Annotated in this window: 16 protein-coding genes; 12 read left to right on the top strand and 4 right to left on the bottom strand. The window is 44.1% G+C overall.

The features are described 5' to 3' along the window. Positions 1-30: 30 nt before the first annotated feature. Complete coding sequence (locus AM228_RS06170; protein ID WP_054465229.1) at positions 31-759, bottom strand: response regulator; 729 nt, start codon at positions 757-759, stop codon at positions 31-33. Positions 760-1,119: 360 nt separating this feature from the next. After that, on the bottom strand, positions 1,120-1,635 hold the full coding sequence (locus AM228_RS06165; protein WP_054465228.1) for a filamentous hemagglutinin N-terminal domain-containing protein: 516 nt from the start codon (positions 1,633-1,635) through the stop codon (positions 1,120-1,122). A 208-nt stretch (positions 1,636-1,843) separates the two neighbouring features. Between AM228_RS06165 and pruA the strand changes: the two genes are divergently transcribed. From pruA to AM228_RS06135, 6 genes are all read left to right on the top strand, one after another. Beyond that, entirely contained in the window at positions 1,844-4,828 is a 2,985-nt protein-coding gene (pruA, locus tag AM228_RS06160) for an L-glutamate gamma-semialdehyde dehydrogenase (protein ID WP_054465227.1), read from the top strand. Positions 4,829-5,143: 315 nt separating this feature from the next. Continuing rightward, complete coding sequence (locus tag AM228_RS06155) at positions 5,144-9,091, top strand: CHASE domain-containing protein (RefSeq protein ID WP_054465226.1); 3,948 nt, start codon at positions 5,144-5,146, stop codon at positions 9,089-9,091. Between the two features lie 167 nt (positions 9,092-9,258). Further along, positions 9,259-10,140, top strand: coding sequence for a bifunctional methylenetetrahydrofolate dehydrogenase/methenyltetrahydrofolate cyclohydrolase FolD (gene folD, locus AM228_RS06150; protein ID WP_054465225.1), 882 nt, complete (start codon positions 9,259-9,261; stop codon positions 10,138-10,140). 224 nt (positions 10,141-10,364) lie between these two features. Continuing rightward, a complete protein-coding gene (gene crtE / locus AM228_RS06145) occupies positions 10,365-11,294 on the top strand; it encodes a geranylgeranyl diphosphate synthase CrtE (RefSeq protein ID WP_054465335.1) in 930 nt (309 codons plus the stop codon). A 128-nt stretch (positions 11,295-11,422) separates the two neighbouring features. Then, positions 11,423-11,872, top strand: coding sequence for a divergent PAP2 family protein (locus AM228_RS06140; RefSeq protein ID WP_054465224.1), 450 nt, complete (start codon positions 11,423-11,425; stop codon positions 11,870-11,872). 263 nt (positions 11,873-12,135) lie between these two features. Further along, complete coding sequence (locus AM228_RS06135; protein WP_054465223.1) at positions 12,136-12,867, top strand: pyridoxine 5'-phosphate synthase; 732 nt, start codon at positions 12,136-12,138, stop codon at positions 12,865-12,867. Here the strand turns inward: AM228_RS06135 and AM228_RS29265 are convergent. Continuing rightward, the gene (locus AM228_RS29265; protein WP_156331573.1) at positions 12,864-13,064 is read right to left on the bottom strand and encodes a hypothetical protein; all 201 of its coding nucleotides are present in this window, start codon (positions 13,062-13,064) and stop codon (positions 12,864-12,866) included. The two genes, AM228_RS06135 and AM228_RS29265, sit on opposite strands and share 4 nt — an antisense overlap. Before the next feature lie 154 nt (positions 13,065-13,218). On the opposite strand from AM228_RS29265, the gene AM228_RS06130 reads away from it, so the two are divergent. The 5 genes from AM228_RS06130 (at position 13,219) to AM228_RS31950 (ending at position 16,720) form a co-directional block, all read left to right on the top strand. Continuing rightward, the gene (locus tag AM228_RS06130) at positions 13,219-13,545 is read left to right on the top strand and encodes an MgPME-cyclase complex family protein (RefSeq protein WP_054465222.1); all 327 of its coding nucleotides are present in this window, start codon (positions 13,219-13,221) and stop codon (positions 13,543-13,545) included. 242 nt (positions 13,546-13,787) lie between these two features. Then, entirely contained in the window at positions 13,788-14,591 is an 804-nt protein-coding gene (locus AM228_RS34930; protein WP_231636652.1) for a Fic family protein, read from the top strand. Further along, positions 14,524-15,297 (top strand): hypothetical protein, encoded by a 774-nt coding sequence (locus tag AM228_RS34925; protein ID WP_231636650.1) that lies wholly within the window; start codon positions 14,524-14,526, stop codon positions 15,295-15,297. Before AM228_RS34930 ends, AM228_RS34925 begins: the two co-directional genes overlap by 68 nt. A gap of 261 nt (positions 15,298-15,558) precedes the next feature. Next, the gene (nadA, locus tag AM228_RS06120; protein WP_054465221.1) at positions 15,559-16,533 is read left to right on the top strand and encodes a quinolinate synthase NadA; all 975 of its coding nucleotides are present in this window, start codon (positions 15,559-15,561) and stop codon (positions 16,531-16,533) included. A gap of 16 nt (positions 16,534-16,549) precedes the next feature. Further along, positions 16,550-16,720: a hypothetical protein gene (locus AM228_RS31950; protein WP_156331572.1), complete on the top strand. Its 171-nt coding sequence runs from the start codon at positions 16,550-16,552 to the stop codon at positions 16,718-16,720. Between the two features lie 155 nt (positions 16,721-16,875). On the opposite strand, the gene AM228_RS06115 is transcribed toward AM228_RS31950, so the two are convergent. Continuing rightward, positions 16,876-17,841: a homogentisate phytyltransferase gene (locus AM228_RS06115; RefSeq protein WP_054465220.1), complete on the bottom strand. Its 966-nt coding sequence runs from the start codon at positions 17,839-17,841 to the stop codon at positions 16,876-16,878. Between the two features lie 182 nt (positions 17,842-18,023). On the opposite strand from AM228_RS06115, the gene AM228_RS06110 reads away from it, so the two are divergent. Next, the gene (locus AM228_RS06110) at positions 18,024-18,869 is read left to right on the top strand and encodes a transglutaminase family protein (protein ID WP_054465219.1); all 846 of its coding nucleotides are present in this window, start codon (positions 18,024-18,026) and stop codon (positions 18,867-18,869) included. Positions 18,870-18,992: the final 123 nt, after the last annotated feature.

Genomic DNA, 18,992 nt, shown 5'->3' with positions numbered 1-18,992 from the left:
CGAGGACGCTAAATTTCTGCTGTTTTCTCCCTAATATAATTTTTTATCCGATTTCATAATGGATTTGGCTTCAATCAGGTTAAATTGCCGTAACAACTTGACGTTATCTAAGGTCAAGAGTTCTTGGACATCAGAGACTTGATTTAATAAGGCAATTTCTTTGTCAAACTCTTCTTGCAATATTTCTAAATAGCGATCGCGTGATGCTCCTGGGGGGGTATTTTTTAGCATCTTAATTGCCAAATTAATCTTGGATAGAGGATCCCGTAAATCGCTGATTAACTTCATCAGCAATCCCTCTTTGGTTTCACTGAGTTGCTGGAGATCCTGCATTTTTGACAGTAATCCTTCCGCCCTTTGAAACTGGGATATATACTTTTGCATCACTGCCGCTTGTTTTTCCAGCCGGATGTTCACCGCTTCCAGCAACTCTTTGCGGCGAAACGGCTTAGAGATATAGTCATCTGCTCCCAAATTCATCCCTTGACGCAGATCCCCTTTATCTGCTTTAGCCGTGAGAAAAATAAACGGAATAATTTCGGTTAAGGGCTGAGAACGCAGTTTAGTCAGCACTCCGTATCCATCTAAAACCGGCATCATAATGTCACAAATGATCAAATCGGGGATTTCTTGAGTAGCCAACTGAACGCCTATCTCACCATTTTCGGCGCCAATTGCCCTAAAACCTCCTGATTCCAGAATTTCTATGATGTTGGTTAAGACGGGTTTTTCATCTTCAATCACTAAAATTTTTTTCATAACCTGCTCCCAGAATTGTGCCGCATATGCTTATGATGGTTGTCAGCATAACCAGTTTATTAGTGTAGCATTTTTTATCTAAACCTCGTCCATATTAAAAAATTTCTCCCTCGAAGCCGGAAACGGTTTTGAGGCAAATAATCCAGATTGAAAGATTCTACCTAAACCTCGTCCATGTTGAAAAAGTTCTCCCTCGAATCCGGAAACGGGTTTGAGGCAAGTAGTCCAGACTGAAAGATTCTACCTAAAAAACTCCAGGTAGAGACCTGGACGCGGTTTAAACAATGGCATTTTCTCCTCCCTGGATTTGAATTTTACCTGGGTTGACGCCAAACTGTAAACCGATAGGTAGATTTATTGTTAGCAATGATGATGTTTCTGGGTTTTTGGCACTAAAAACCCAGAAACATCATTAAATAATAGTTGGTCAGCGGTACTGGCAATACATGAGCCGCCAATTTCTAATTGGGCATTGGGGCAGAAGGATATGCCGTTGGGATTGATTAAAAATAAGTTAGCATTGCCATTAGCCCGAATTAATCCGTCAATGTGAGAAAGATTTGCCCCGGTAATTCGGGTGATAATATTATTGATAGTCTCTGGGTTGTTAAAATAGGCTTCGGTTTCCGTGGATACAGAAAATTCTTGGAAGCTATGAAATATGTTTTGCCTCGCCGTGGTGCCACCGTTAATGGTGAATATGTCGCCATTTTGAATCACCTGGGAATTATTCGGTAGCGTATTATCTGGGATAACTTGCGCGATCGCCAAATTGTCGAGCAGGCTCAATTGCAGGATAATCAAACAAATGCGATCAATTGGGCATTGATAGAAACACTTAACTTGTTGGCGATCGAGTCTGAGAGTTAAGAACATATTGGTTAAAAAATATATGATCGAAATTACAGGTTTTCTCTCTGTGACCCTCTGTGCCTCTGTGGTGATAAAGAAATAAAGAATCCCTACCACAGAGTCACAGAGGGTCACAGAGGAAGTACAATTAATTCAGGAATCAAGTCAGGAATAATTTAGGCCATCGCCGGTTTCTTGTCTAATGTTGTCCCATATCTTCTAGTGGATACTTATGGTTTTAGCACTCTCGAAAAATCACACGACCTACGAAACGAAAACTCAAGCAATTGCCAAAGAACTTTTGGCCGCAACTCAAGAAAAACGCTCGTTTTTGGCTCAGTTACAAGACCAAATGCGCTGGGATGATAAGTTACTGGACTGGACAATGAGCAACCCTGGGCTACGGGTACAACTCTTTCGCTTTATTGACTGCCTCCCAGCATTACGCAGTCAGCCAGAAATTGCCCGTCACCTCCAAGAATATCTCACCACAGAAGAAGTGGAATTGCCCGATGCTCTGAAAAAGCTACTGAGTTTTACTGGGACAGACTCTCCCGCAGGTAAAATCGCTGCAACTACGGTCGCGACGGCAGTCAAAACCTTAGCCCAAAAATATATTTCTGGGGAAAATATCAAGCAATCGATTAAAACCATTGAACGTCTGCGGAAAGATAAGATGGCGTTTACGATGGATTTGCTCGGTGAGGCGGTGATTACTGAGTCCGAAGCTCAATTATATTTAAATCGCTATTTGGAATTGATGGATGAGCTTACCACCGTAGCCCAAAAGTGGTCAAAGGTGCCAGAAATTGATGAGGCAGACGGGCAACCGTTGCCGAAAGTCCAAGTGTCGGTGAAACTGACGGCTTTTTATTCCCAGTTTGACCCGGTAGACCCCCAAGGCAGTACGGTGATGGTGAGCGATCGCATTCATACTCTGTTACGTTATGCCAAAAAAGTAGGGGCAGCAGTTCACTTTGACATGGAACAGTATGAATATAAGGATATTACTCTGTCGATTCTGAAAAAACTGCTCCTAGAGGAAGAGTATCGCGATCGCACGGATATCGGCGTCACCTTGCAAGCCTATTTGCGGGATAGCTACCAGGATTTGCAAGATTTAATCGAGTGGGCGAAACAACGGGGCAACCCGATTACAGTGCGCTTGGTGAAAGGGGCATACTGGGATCAGGAAACGATTAAATCCCAGCAACACCATTGGCCGCAACCCGTTTTTAATGATAAAGCCGCCACCGATGCCAACTTTGAGCGCATGACCGAGTTGTTGATGGAAAATCACCAATATTTATATGCCGCCATTGGTAGCCATAATGTGCGATCGCAAGCCCATGCAATGGCGATCGCCGAAACCCTGAATATTCCGCGCCGACGCTTTGAAATGCAAGTCCTCTACGGCATGGGGGACAAACTGGCCAAAGCCTTAGTCCAACGAGGCTATCGGGTGCGGATGTACTGCCCTTATGGGGACTTGCTGCCAGGAATGGCCTATTTAATTCGGCGGTTATTGGAAAATACCGCCAATAGTTCTTTCCTCCGCCAAAGCCAAGAAGACCGACCGATAGAACAATTATTAGCAGCCCCCAAGGTTTCCGAAGCCCAAGCCAAAGCGGAATATCACGCTAAACAAGCATTTCCCAATGCGGCAGATACGGACTATGCGAATATCCAACTGCGGCAAAAAGCCGAACAAGCCTTAAAAACCGTCCGGCAACAACTGGGTAAGACCTATTCACCGTTGATTAATGGGGAATATGTGAATACCCTGGAAACTGTTGATTCCGTCAACCCTTCCCACTACAGCGAAGTAATTGGCAAAATCGGCATGATTTCCATTGAACAAGCGGAAAATGCCATTCGCGCTGCTAAAGCTGCCTTTCCCGCATGGCGCCAGACTCCCGTCCGGGTAAGGGCTGGGGTGTTGCGGAAAGCTGCGGAAATTATGGAACAACGCCGCCATGAGTTAGTGGCTTGGATGGTATTGGAAGCGGGCAAAACTTTACGGCAAGCAGACCCAGAAGTTTCTGAGGCGATCGACTTTTGCCGCTACTATGCGGACGAAATGGAACGGCTGGCAGCCGGTTATAACTATGATATTCCTGGGGAAACTAACCGCTATCATTATCAACCTCGTGGCATTTCCGTGGTGATTTCTCCCTGGAATTTCCCCCTGGCAATTCCTGTAGGCATGACCGTGGCTTCTTTGGTGGCGGGAAATTGTACCCTATTAAAACCGGCAGCGGTCACCAGTGTGATTGCGGCCAAAATTACGGAAATCTTGGTAGAAGCGGGCATTCCGGCTGGGGTGTTCCAATTTGTGCCGGGGAAAGGTTCCACGGTGGGGACTTATATGGTGAAACATCCGCAAGTCCATACGATTATCTTTACGGGTTCCCAGGAAGTAGGCAGCCAAATTTATGGGTCAGCGGCCATTTTGGAACCGGGGCAAAAGCACCTGAAACGGGTGATTGCGGAAATGGGCGGCAAAAATGCGGTGATTGTGGATGAAAGCGCCGATTTGGATCAAGCGGTTGCCGGGGTGGTGGCCTCAGCTTTTGGTTACAGCGGACAAAAATGTTCCGCTTGTTCGCGGGCGATCGTGCTGGAACCTGTGTATGATGCCTTTGTGCATCGCTTGGTGGAAGCGACGCGATCGCTGAATATTGGGCCTGGGGAAGTTCCCAGTACCCAAGTCGGGCCGGTGATTGATGCCAATGCCCAAGCCCGCATTCGCGAATATATCGAACAAGGCAAACGGGAAGCCACTTTAGCGTTGGAAATGCCCAGCCCAGAAAACGGCTATTTTGTCGGCCCGGTGATTTTCACTGACGTGAAACCTGATGCGGTCATTGCCCAAGAAGAAATCTTCGGCCCAGTGTTAGCGGTCATGCGGGCAAAAGATTTCTCCGAAGCCTTAGATATGGCGAATGGGACAAATTACGCTTTAACTGGGGGGCTATATTCCCGGACTCCTTCCCATATCGACCGGGCAAAAGCCGAGTTTGAAGTGGGAAACTTGTATATTAATCGGGGAATTACCGGGGCGATCGTCTCTCGTCAACCCTTTGGTGGCTTTAAGTTGTCCGGGGTAGGATCCAAAGCCGGTGGCCCAGATTACTTGCTGCAATTCCTAGAAGCGCGCAGCATCACGGAAAATATTCAACGTCAAGGGTTTGCCCCCATTGAAGGAGTGGAATAGAACTTCCTCGTTTGTTGAAAAGTTGTTCGTTGTTTGTTATTCGTTATTTGTTGTTCGTTATTCGGTTGACATCCCCAAAAATAACCAATAACCAATAATTAATACCGAATTAAATCCCATCCGCTAACTGTAACCTCAAGTAGGATGGGCATTGCCCATCCTACTTCTAAACTTATTTTTTATTGGTTATTGGTTATTGGTAAGGCAAAACATAACAAACAACCAACAACCAAAACCCCCCCAACCCCCCCTTAGACCGCCATCGGGCTAGGGGGGAGCAACAACCAAGAACCAACAACCAACAATAAATAACAAATGAAGTGGATTATTCAGATTAAATCTACCAAAAGATATCTGCCGATCGCCATCACCATTGTCATGGGTTCGGTGTTCTCTGTGTTGGGTTTTTTGACGATCGGAAATTTAGAAAAAGCCACAAAGCAAGAGGAATTTGAACGATTAGCGAGTTTGCACACGATCGCGATCGAGCAGCAACTTAATCAAAGTCTAGATTTAATATTATCTCTTCAAAGTTTTTATCATGCATCGGATAATGTAAACAGACAGGAATTTCAGCGATTTGTGGAGCCGTTTATTGAGCGTTATCCCAGTATTCAATCCATCGAATGGATCCCGAAAGTTACCGCCCCACAAAGGCTGGCCTTTGAGCAAACAGCCAGGGCGGAGGGTTATGCTAAATTTGAAATCTGGGAACAAGTGGGACTGGGAGAAAAATTCCGGGCGGGCGATCGCCTGGAATATTACCCAGTGTATTATCTGCAACCTTACGCCAGAAATGAGGCTTCTTTCGGGTTTGATGTGGCTTCTGATCCGATTCGACAGACTGCTTTAAATCAAGCCAGAGATACGGGAAAAATGGTAGCAACTCCAGGGATTAAACTGCTTCAAGAAACTAGGGATAACCTGGGTTTTTTGATTTTTAAAGCTGTTTACGATCAAAATATTTTGCTCAATTCTTTAGAAAATCGCCGCAATGCATTAAAAGGATATGTCGCGGCAGTGTTTAGCGTTGGCAGGGCGATCGAAAATGCTTTAGCCAATTTTCCGGAAAAGTCTCAAATAATTGAGGTATATCTTTTAGATGAATCAACCAAAGAAACCCCACAATTTTTATATATTGATTTCAGCATAAATTCCGAAAATTATCAACAGGAAAAAAACATAATCAAACAGATTTCATCTAACCAAGTTAACGATAAATTTAAATTTAGCAAAGTGCTTCCCATCGCCGGAAGAACATGGCGACTGGTTTTAGTGGCGAAATCTGCGTATATTTTCAGTGAAAATTATTGGCTGGCATGGGGCATTTTGGCAACGGGTTTTCTATTTACTTGGTTGTTATCTTTGTATTTTTGGAATAATATTAAACGAACGGTAAAAATTGAAGATTTGGTTGAAGAAAGAACCCAAGAAATATCGCGCCGGAATCAAGAACTAAAAAAAGAAGTTGGCGATCGCATTTTAGCAGAAGAAACCTTACGGCACAGTGAAGCCATCATTCGCGAACTGTATCAATTCACCGCTGCAAAAGAAGGAACTATAGAGCAAAAATTAGAGGAATTATTGAAGATGGGCTGCGGTTGGTTTAATATGGAAATTGGCATTTTGGCTCGGATAAAACTGGCGAAAAGTAAACTAGATTACCAAGAGTATGAAGTAATCGCCGTACACGATCCCAATCGGCTAATTCACAGGGGAACTACTTTTGATTTAAATCATACTTATTGCAGAGAAACGATTAAAGCTTCCGAATCAGTTTATATTAAATCCAATGGCAATGATTGGTTTAGAAATCCTGCTTTTGCCGCTTCTTACCAAGTCCCCGTACAATCTTATTTCGGGGCGCAAGTAATCGTCGGGGGAAGTGTTTATGGCACTTTGAGTTTTTCCAGTACCCAAATAGATTCTAACCAAGTAGCTTGTACCGAAGTAGCTTGTACCCAAGGAGATTCTAACCAAGTAGCTTGTACCCAACTATCTTGTACCGAAGTATCTTGTACCGAAGTAGATTCTGCCCCAAATAATGACGGTGCTTCTGCATCGGTGAATCACGAACTGTTAAAATTAATGACCCAATGGGTTGGTACGGCACTAGAAAGCAAATTTGCCGCCGCAGAATTAGAAAAAGCCCGGGACAAAGCGTTGGAAGCAACTCGCGCTAAAAGTGAATTTTTGGCCACCATGAGCCATGAAATTAGAACTCCCATGAATGGGGTAATTGGCATGACCAGTTTATTGCTGGATACCCCTTTGAGTGAGCAACAAAAAGACTGGGTAGAAACCATTAGAATTAGCGGCGATTCTTTGTTAACAATTATTAATGATATTCTAGATTTTAGTAAAATAGAATCGGGTAAACTAGATTTAGAGTTTCATCCTTTTGATTTAAGAAATTGTATAGAAGATGCGCTCAAATTATTGAGTACATCAGCGATCAAAAAAGGACTAGAATTGACTTGTCATATAGATCCTAAATGTCCTTATTCAATTCTAGGAGAATCCACGCGGATTCGGCAAATTTTAGTCAACTTGATTGGCAATGGGATTAAGTTTACCGAGAAAGGGGAAATTTTAGTCAGTGTCACCAGCAAAAAATTAGAACGCCGACCAGATGAAACTGATAAAAACCAAGCCAGAAAATATGAAATCGAATTTTCGGTGAAAGATACCGGCATTGGCATTCCTCCAGATAAAATGGAACGGTTGTTTCAACCGTTTAGTCAAGTGGATGCTTCTACCACGCGCAAATATGGCGGTACTGGCTTAGGTTTAGTGATTTGTAAGCGCTTAAGTGAAATGATGGGGGGGACGATGTGGGTGCAAACCCAAATGGGGCAAGGATCGACTTTTTATTTTAAAATTGTGGCTGAGGAAAGTGAGGCGATCGCCCCAGCTTATCTGCAAGATGAACATCCCCAATTAGATGGGAAACGAGTGCTAATTGTGGATGATAATCCCACCAATCGTAAAGTTTTATCTTTGCAGATAGAATCTTGGAAAATGGAAGCATTCACGGTGATTTCCGGCATCCAGGCGATCGGCTGGTTAACCCAAGAACAACATTTTGATTTAGCCATTTTGGATATGCAAATGCCCGAAATGGATGGGTTAACTCTGGCCAAAAAAATTCGCCAATTACCCAATTACCAAAACTTACCGCTGATTATCTTAACCTCCCTAGCGATGTCAGAAATTGAGGATTTTAACGCGGAGGAGTTGAATTTAGCGGCTTTTTTGTACAAGCCAATTAAACAATCGCATCTTTATCATGTGCTGCTGAAAATTTTTGGCGCCCAACCACAAGTGGCGGTCGATCGCTTAATGGCACCACCGCTGATTGATACCACCCTGGGGCAAAAAAATCCGTTAAGAATTTTGTTAGCAGAAGATAACGTTGTTAACCAAAAAGTTGCCGTCAATCTTTTAGCCCGTCTGGGCTATCGGGCTGATGTGGTCGCCAATGGATTGGAAGTCTTGGAAGCCTTGCACCGTCAGCATTATGATGTGATTTTGATGGATATGCAAATGCCGGAAATGGATGGATTAGAAGCCACAGCGAAAATTTATCAAGATTGGAATCATTCACAAGTTCCATATATTATTGCATTGACCGCTAATGCGATGATAGAAGACCGTCAGAAGTGTTTTGATGTTGGGATGCACGACTATGTGAGCAAGCCAATTCGTCTAGAAGAACTCAGTCAAGCACTGCGAAAATGCTCACCGCAAAAGTCAGAAGAAACATCAGAAGAAACAACGGAGACGATCGCTTTATCAAAAGCATTGACTAAAACCATAGGAAAAAACCAAGCAATGAATGATAATTATGAAGTTAAGCGCAACTCTGCCCAAAGTTCTTTAGAGCAGCCCTTAGCTCTCGATCGCGCGGTTCTGCACGCTTTAGGCGATCCTAGCGATCCAGAGTCAGCCGAATTTATGATCGATTTGATTGATAGTTACTTAGAAGATGCGCCCTCGCTGCTGACGGAAATCTCTGCTGCCGTCACCGACAACGATCTAGACAGTCTAGAACATAATGCCCATACCCTAAAATCTATCTGTTTTAGTCTGGGAGCAATGCCTCTCGGTGACATTTGCAAGAAATTGGAATCCCAGGCTCGATCGGGAAAAGACAAAAGCCAACCTTTAACCCCTGAAGTCCCTGATATGGTCAGTAAGCTTTGGACTGAGTATGAACGGGTAAAGATAGCCTTAGCATCGGAACGACAGAACTATCTATGATAATTGCTCCTGAGGTAATTACTCCTGAGTGATTGCGATAACTCTGGCAGGATATGCGAAACTAATAAGGCAATTTTAGTCAGGCTGTGCTGAGTCGTGCCGGAGAGAAATGCTGCGGTCAAATGCCCAGGACAGCTTGCGAGGATTTCAACCCAGGTTGAATTGTGATGGACTCGAACACTGCCAAAATTTTAGACGGAAAAGCTCTCGCCCAAAAAATTCAGGGTGATTTGCGATCGCGCATTGACAGCCGCCCCCCAAATACCCGCCCCCCTGGTCTAGCGGTATTGATGGTGGGGGATAACCCCGCAAGTGCGGCTTATGTGAAAAATAAAGAAACAGCTTGTGCCAAGGTGGGAATAGCTTCGTTTGGGCGTCATTTTCCCGAAGATGTTTCTTTGGCTACACTCCAAGGAGCGATCGCGGAATTAAATCAAGACGATCGGGTAGACGGAATTTTGCTACAACTGCCGGTGCCCGGTCATCTCGACTCTGTAACCTTACTCAATCAAATTGATCCCGATAAAGATGTGGATGGATTACATCCCACCAATATGGGCCGCTTGATGCGCGGAGAACCGGGTTTACGCAGTTGCACTCCCGCTGGGGTGATGCGGATACTGCAAGAATATAATGTTGACCCCAAAGGCAAACAAGCGGTGGTGATTGGTCGCAGTATCCTGGTAGGCAAACCGATCGCCCTGATGCTTTTAGAAGCCAATGCCACTGTCACCATTGCCCATTCCAGAACCGCAGATTTAGGGGCTACGGCTCGCACGGCAGATATATTAGTGGTGGCGATCGGACGAGCGGAAATGATTACCGGAGACATGATCAAACCTGGTGCGGTGGTCATTGACGTAGGCATTAACCGCGTCACCAATGAAGCCGGAAAATCCCGTCTGACTGGGGATGTTCACTTTGAATCCGCCCAAGAAGTAGCCCAACTCATCACCCCCGTTCCCGGTGGTGTTGGCCCAATGACCGTAGCCATGCTGTTAGAAAATACCGTTTGGAGCTACAGTCAGCGAATGGGATTTAAGATTTAATTAGTTATTTGTTGTTAGTTGTTTGTTGTTTGTTGTTGGTTATTTGTTGGTTGTTATTAGTTGTTTGTTGTTTGTTATTGGTGGAAATGTCAGCCGAAAAACACAATTAACCAACAACAATGAACAATCAACAATCAACAAACAACAACAAACAACCAACAACCAACCAACAACCAACAACCAACAACCAACAACCAACAACCAACAACCAACAAAAAGAAAACATGATCGCAGAAACCGAAAAATTATCAACCAATTCGACTAATGTAGAATTTGATTTAGCTGCCTATTTAAAAGGACGGCAAAAGCTAGTCGAAGCGGCTTTAGATGCTTCGATTAAAGTCGAATATCCCGAAAAAATTTATGAATCTATGCGCTATTCCCTCATGGCTGGGGGCAAGCGTTTACGACCTATTTTATGTTTAGCCAGTTGTGAACTGGTGGGGGGAACTATTGACATGGCCATGCCCACCGCTTGCGCCTTAGAAATGGTTCACACCATGTCCTTAATTCACGACGATTTACCGGCAATGGATAATGATGATTACCGCCGTGGCAAGCTGACCAATCATAAAGTTTATGGGGAAAATATTGCCATTTTAGCCGGAGATGGCTTGTTGACCTTAGCCTTTGAATTTGTCGCCAGTCAAACCCAAAATGTCCCAGCGGAACGAGTATTAAAGGTGATTACTCAGTTGGGGCGGGCTTTTGGCGCTGCTGGACTGGTGGGCGGTCAAGTGGTGGATATCGAGTCTGAGGGCAAACCAGATGTTTCTCTGGAAACCCTGCATTTTATTCACACCCATAAAACTGGGGCTTTATTAGAAGCTTGTGTGCTTTGTGGGGCGATTTTGGGCGGCGCTAGTGAAGAAACCTTGCAAAGACTTTCTCGTTATGCTCAAAATATTGGGTTGGCCTTTCAGATTATTGATGATATTCTCGATATCACTCAAACCCAAGAGCAATTAGGTAAAAGTGCCGGGAAAGACTTGGCAGCCCAAAAAGCAACTTATCCCAGTTTCTTGGGGCTAGAAGAGTCGGAACGGCAGGCTATTCAGCTAGTTGCCGAGGCAAAAGCCCAGTTAGCACCGTTTGGTCAGCAGGGGATGCCCTTATGCGCGATCGCGGACTTTATCACCAGTCGAACTTACTAGGCAATACAGACGGACGTAGCAGCACATTCCTGTGTCCGGTTATAGCTGGTTAGGACAGCGACAGGTTAACCTAAATGCTAGGCTATTCAAGGCTCCCTAATCGAAACTCACAAAAGGTGCAATACCCCATGAAGGAATTTGGCCATATCCTCGACAACCGGGTCTTGCTGGTTGCGGTGATTGCCTGTTTACTCGCCCAATTCTTAAAACTCTTTTTCGAGTTGGTGAAAAATCGCCAGCTTAATTTTCACTTACTGGTTGAATCTGGCGGGATGCCGAGTTCTCATTCAGCCCTAGTCACCGCCCTGGCAGCCGGTATCGGTCAAACCGTGGGTTGGTCAAGCACTGAGTTTGCCCTGGCGACCATTTTCGCGGTGATTGTCATGTACGACGCGGCTGGAGTTCGTCGGGCTGCTGGGGATCAGGCTCGTGTCCTGAACCAAATTATCGAGTTATTTGAAGATCATCAATTTACCGAAGACCGTCTTAAAGAAATTCTTGGCCATACACCTTTTCAAGTGTTGGTCGGTTCTATCTTAGGGGTAATCGTCGCCTGGGTTGGTTCATTCGCTTACTAACCTTTTGCTGAAATATAGCACTTGTCAGAGTTGTGAAGTACAAAAAAAACCTGTCATTCCCGCGCAGGCGGGAATCCAGAAAACCTCTGTAATCCGCATTGCGAAGTACAAAAAAAACCTGTCATTCCCGCGCAGGCGGGAATCCAGAAAACCTCTGTAACCCGCATTGCTACCGCTATAACGGGTAGTTTATCTGATAAAAATTACTCAGCCCAGGCGCCGCTTTTCCGTTAAAATCTAAGTAAAAATTTGCCTTCAAAACCATGTCCCAACAACCTACACTTGGCGTAAATATTGACCATATTGCTACCATTCGCCAAGCCAGACGCACCGTAGAACCTGACCCCGTAGCGGGCGCCGTGTTGGCGGAACTCGCAGGCGCTGATGGGATTACGGTGCATTTGCGGGAAGACCGCCGCCATATTCAAGACCGTGACGTGCGTTTGTTGCGGCAAACGGTGCGGACTCATTTGAATTTGGAAATGGCAGCTACCCCAGAAATGGTGCAAATTGCCCTCGACATTAAGCCAGACTATGTAACCCTGGTGCCGGAACGTCGAGAAGAAGTGACCACCGAAGGAGGACTCGATATCGCCGGTCAATGCGATCGCCTCACCGAGGTCGTGTCCCAATTACAAGGCGCAGGCATTCCCGTCAGCCTATTTATTGATGCCGATGACGCACAGATCGAAGCTTCCGCCAAGACTGGCGCCAAATTCATTGAACTGCACACTGGGGCTTATGCGGAAGCCAAAGGCGAAATCGCCCAGGCGAAGGAATTGGCAATTTTAACCCAAGGATGCCAAAAAGCTCGTCATATGGGTTTGCGCGTCAATGCCGGTCATGGTCTAACCTATTGGAATGTGCGCCCAATTGCTTGCATCGAAGGCATGGAAGAACTCAATATTGGACATACAATTATCTCTCGTGCTGTTCTGGTCGGCATGGAGCGAGCGGTCCGAGAAATGAAACAAGCCATCAGAGGCGAAGTTTAATTTGTTCTTTGTTGTTGGTTGTTGGTTGTTGGTTGTTGGTTGATTGTTGTTGGTTGATTGTTGATTGTTGTTGGTTGATTGTTGATTGTTGTTGGTTGTTGGTTGATTGTTGATTGTTGATTGTTGATTGTTTGTTGATTGTTGATTGTTGTTGGTTGATTGTTGTTTGTTGTTTGCCAACAACCACCAACTAACAACCATTAACCAAAGAATCCCTACCCACCAAGTAACAACTAACAACCACCAACTAACAACCAAAGAATCCCTACCGAACAACCACCAACCACCAACCACCAACCAACCACCAACAACTAACCCATATATTAATCGTCAATCAAATTGTCAAAAACTATGCAAACTTATCATTATGTCTTAGCGAGTCAACGTTTCTTATTAGAAGAAGAACCCTTTGAAGAAGTGCTCAAAGAACGCACTCGCCACTATCAAGAAACTAACAAAGAAATTGATTTTTGGTTAGTCAAACAACCGGCTTTTTTGGAAGCCCCAGAAATGAAGGATATTAAAGCAAAAGTGCCTCAGCCATCAGTGGCGGTGATTTCTACGAATCCCCAGTTTATTACTTGGTTGAAACTGCGTTTAGAATATGTGGTTGTGGGCAAATTTGATGCTCCTTCTGCTTCGATTCCTAATCCCTTAGCTTCTCTGGTTTCCGCTTAGAAAATTCGGGAAATCTTGACCGGCAATTGATATCATTTTTGCATCAGTCATTCCTAACGATGCCCCAAACCTCCCTGTTGTTGTCAGGGGGGTTATTCTTTGTTGGTTGTTGTTGGTTGTTGGGTAGGGATTCTTTGGTTGTTGGTTGTTGTTTGTTGGTTGAGGGGCGCAATGCTTGTGCCCCTATGCATAAATTTTGGTAAATGGTATTACAATATTGTCAGTATGTAACTGCAAACTTTATGCTGTGGAAACCCATCGAAGATTTATCATCCAATTGGCAAGATTTAGCCAGTGTTGAATTGCCACCTCTAGTCACGGTTTGGAACGAGCAAGCAGATCGCTTGCGGCAATCTGGAGAGTTTCAAACTTTCAGCGAAAAACTCCGACGGGAAATCGCGATTGAAACGGGAATTATTGAGCGATTGTACACCATAGATCGCGGCATCACTCGGTTATTAATCGAACAGGGAATTAATGAGGCATTAATTCCTCACGGAGCTACAGATATTCCAGTTAAACAGGTAGTTTCCCTGATTAAAGACCAAGAAGCTGCCATTGAGGGATTATTTGATTTTGTTGGGGGACAAAGAAATCTATCCACTTCTTATATCAAGCAGTTACATCAAGTTTTAACTCAGAGTCAGGACAGCACAGAAGCCTTAAATCAACAGGGAAAAATCTTTAAGGTTTCTTTAATTAAAGGCGACTGGAAACGTCAACCGAATAACCCCCTAAGACCTGATGGCACGATTCACGAGTATTGTCCTCCCGAACAAGTGGCATCGGAAATGGATCGATTGATAGCATTACATCATCAACATCGAGAACAAAAAGTTACTCCTGAAATTGAGGCGGCTTGGTTGCATCATCGGTTTACCCAAATTCACCCATTTCAAGATGGAAATGGTCGAGTAGCTCGTTGTTTAGCGAGTTTAGTATTCATTCAAGCGAGTTGGTTTCCTTTGGTGATAACCCGTGACGATTCCCTCCGGGACGCTTCGCGAACGCGCCGTTTATATTGCCGCTTTGGAAGATGCCGTTAGCGAAGCTATCGCGCCAGCGAATCGCGGTGATTTGTCGAGTTTAATTAATCTTTTTGCCAAGAGTCAAAAGCAAGCATTTTTAAGAAGCCTTGGTTTATCAGAGCAAGTGCTATCAGAGACTAGAAGAGCCCAAGTCATTCTGGCGGCGATCGCAGATAAATTGCAACAAAATCAGTTAGGTTCGGTTCAGGAAAAATGTCAGAAATCAGAAAGTTTTGCTGCCATTTTATTTGATATCGCTTCTCAGCGCTTCCAGGAAATTGCTAATGACATTAAACTATCTGTCCAAAATTTATTAAGTGATGCGGCAGTTTTCACAATTGCTGCCCCCGTTGGCGATCGGCGATCTCATTACCATCGCTATCAAGTGGTGGAAACCGCTAAACAATTAGGATATTTTGCCAACCTGCGGAACTATCACACTTGGATTCAGTTGGTGATTAATATAGAAACATCCGTAACCGTTCTTCTTTCTTTTCATGTTCTCGGCCATGAATACCGTGGTTTACTTATCTGTAATGCCTGTGCTTATCATCGAGATAATGGTGAAGAAGGGGAACCTACTATTAGCGATCTTCAGCCTTTAACCGATTCACCTTTTCAATTTTCCTACGCTGATGAATCAGAAAATTTGATTCCCCGTTTCCAAAAGTGGCTAGAAGATGTCATTGTCACGGGTTTAGAGTATTGGAATAAGAGTATTTAAGAAAATTCCCGAATTTGTTTCAATTGCGCTTGATACAATGCTGTAGGGGCGATTCGATGGCGGTGGTCGCCCGCGCCCCTACAGGAAATAACGATCAATAGGGGTTGGGGGTTATTGGTGATTGGCGGTTCGGGCTGGGAAGGTCTCAGATGTATCAAAAGATTCGCCAATTTTGGTAAAAACTACTATAATTACCAAACACAGGCAAAAAGTAGGGTTTCACCCACTCACTCAACCACTCACTCAACTCAACCACCAACTATGTTTACCACTGCATTTCTAGAACGGGATGCCACCGCAGGCAACCAAGTGCCGGATAACCTCTATGAAGCGATCGCCGCCCTGAAAAAAGAACTCAACGCCGTCATCCTCGCCCACTACTACCAAGAGTCAGAAATTCAAGACATTGCGGACTATATCGGCGACTCCCTGGAACTTTCCCGCAGGGCTGCCAACACCGACGCGGATGTAATTGTCTTTGCCGGGGTTCACTTTATGGCGGAAACGGCCAAAATTCTCAACCCTGACAAACTGGTGCTTTTGCCCGACCTAAATGCTGGTTGTTCCTTAGCGGATACTTGTCCCCCAGACGCTTTTGCGGAATTCAAAGCTGCCCACCCAGATCATAAGGTAATTTCTTATATCAACTGTTCGGCTGGCATTAAAGCCATGAGCGATATTATTTGCACGAGCTCTAATGCGGTGAAAATTGTCAGCCAAATTCCCAAAGATCAACCGATTATTTTCGCCCCAGACCGCAATCTTGGTCGCTATGTGATGGAACAAACCGGGCGAGATTTGGTGCTCTGGCAGGGTAGCTGTCTTGTCCATGAAAACTTTTCTGAAAAGAAAATTGTCCAACTGAAAATTCAACATCCAGAAGCGGAAATTATCGCTCACCCAGAGTGCGAAGCGCCGGTACTCCGTCATGCGAATTATATTGGGTCAACAACCGCTTTATTGAAGTATGCCCAAGCAAGTTCTAGTTCAACTTTTATTATTGTCACTGAACCGGGCATCATTCACCAAATGAGTAAGCAAGCCAATGATAAAACTTTTATCCCGGCACCGCCTACGAGTAATTGTGCTTGTAATGAATGCCCTTATATGCGGCTGAATACTTTAGAGAAATTATATTTTTGCATGAAAAATCGCTCTCCAGAAATTACTTTACCAGAAGATATTCGGATTGCGGCTTTGCGACCGATTCAGCGGATGCTGGAAATGAGCGCTTAATTTTCATCTTAATCTGATGTGGTGGAGCCATGAATTGCCCGGTGGCGATCGCTCACCATCTGATGATGAAACTATCACCAGGGCAATTAAATTTGGTCGTAATTCTCAACTAAAATTGTGGGTTATATACCCCCCCGTGTTTTTCAGGAAAAAAGCGGCTTCAGGGTTAATTTACCCACAATTTTAGCGGGGAGCGATCGCCCATATAGGTTGGCCTTCCACGTTTCATGGTTGGTTTTCCTCCAATCATCTTGGGAAATCACTTCAGAAATTTGTTTTAATGTAACAGATAAATAGCAGATTTAATCTGTGATTTAATCACAGATTTTAATCACAGATTATTTAAGCCAAAAAGCAAGCGACGGGAAATACCAAGTATTCCAGGAAAAAGAATTTCCAGATAAATTGATAATATGCGGCGATCGCGGCTTGATTTTCTAAGTCAACGGATAAACTACGCCCCCAGAGAATGATTAAAGCGGTGATATGGGCGATCGCGACAAAAATTGGGTTAACTCCGGGCAGAAACCACCATCCCAAGATCACCATACCCAAATAACATCCGGTTAACACCCAACGGGCTAAATTAAACACCGCTTTGGCCCCAAAGTGAATGGTGAATGTGGTGATATGATATTCTCGATCACCTTTAATATCGGGAATATCTTTGAAAATGGCGATCGCAAAAGTGTAGGCTAAAATAAATAGAGTCAATGCCCAAATTTCAGGGGGAATCGAAAGCTGATAAAAGTGCCGTAAATCCTTACCATGATTTAACAACCAGAGAGAGTGTAAAAATAGCCCTAAATTAACAATTATTCCCCGAACGGTATAAATACAAAAAGCTGCCCAAAAAGGAAACCGCTTTAACCGAATTGGTGGCAGAGAATACCCCGTCCCTAACAATAAACTAATCCCCACGGTGGCCAATAACCACTGGCCGCCCAGTACCGCTAATAATAAAGCAAAAATTCCAGTAATATTGACAATTATCCGTGCTTGTTGCCGGGAAATTTCTCCCGCAGCAATGGGCAAATGAGGCTTATTAATTTTATCAATTTCTACATCTTCTAGTTGATTTAATCCGACAATATAAATATTTCCACATAAACAGGCAATCCAAGCCGTAATTAGTGGTAAGATAGAAGGAGATGTAGCCGCAGGAGTTAAGGCCATCGCGATCGCATATAATCCGAAAACACTTAAACTGGTGCCGATAATGGTATGGGGGCGAGAGAATTTCCAGAAGGAATACAGCCACCGGGTATCAAAGCCTTTAGAAGGATGGGAATTAGACAGTTGACTCATGGAAAAATTTTATCCTAGGTTTGATGTCATTCTAAACATTTTCTAGAAAAATAGCAAATTTAACCCAGTTAAACCGGGAAAATCATATATTGCGAGCGTTGCCCACCATACGCAGACAGAACAAAGGGATAAAATAAATAACTACAGAATATTAATATAAGATTAATTGAGCCAAGCTTATGATGAAATTTGAATTGGGTTGTCACCTAGTTTACAGCATCTATGAACCGAGTACATTTGTGTTTAACATTGGGGTGGTTCATAATCAGTATCAGCAAGTTGAACAAGAAAAATTAGAGATTTATCCCCGCTTAGAAATAGAAGAGTATAATAATCCTTTTAATGGCAATCGTTACTTACGATTAAATGCTCCGAAATGCCAAATGGAAATCAGCTATCAAGCGATCGTAGAACTACATCATTTCTTGCAGGATCCCCATGAGGTTCAAGAAGTGACTCCCGCTAATTTACCGTTGGAAATTTTACCCCTGTTGCTACCGAGTCGCTACTGTCAATCGGATCAGTTAATTAATCTGGCTTTTTCTGAATTTGGACACCTGACTCCAGGCTATTCTAGAGTTACGGCTATTTGTAATTGGATTTGTCAAAAAGTTATCTACTTATCTGGGAGTAGCGACCATCATACATCTGCTTATGATACAGCCACAGAAAGAGTGGGAGTTTGTCGGGATTTTGCCCATTTAGCAATAGCTTTTTGTCGAGCATTAAATATCCCTGCTCGGTTTGTTAATGCTTATGCTTATGGCTTAAATCCTCCAGATTTTCATGCTTGTTTTGAAGCCTATTTAGGCGATCGCTGGTATCTGTTTGATCCCAGCCGGTTGGTGCCTCAAACTAGCATTATTCGCATTGGCACTGGACGAGATGCGGCGGATGTTTCTTTTGCCACAATTTTTGGCATGGTGGAAATGAATGAGATGCGTTTATCGATGCAACCTTTGCCCGATCCTACAACGGGAAAAGTTGACCAGCCTTTTTTCACCACCGAGGCGATCGCAATTTCTTAGGGCTTACGAGGACTAAGAAACCGGGTTTCTTTAAGAAACCCGGTTTCTGGGTATTTCTGGGCAGGAGGAAGCCCCTCACAGGGGCTTCCCGAAGTGAGTTTGGAAACGAGTTAGGGATTTTAC

The organism is Planktothricoides sp. SR001, assembly GCF_001276715.1.
Classification (GTDB): Bacteria; Cyanobacteriota; Cyanobacteriia; order Cyanobacteriales; family Laspinemataceae; genus Planktothricoides; species Planktothricoides raciborskii.
Note: the sequence above shows the minus strand (reverse complement) of the source record. Positions and strands in the feature narration are given on the sequence as shown.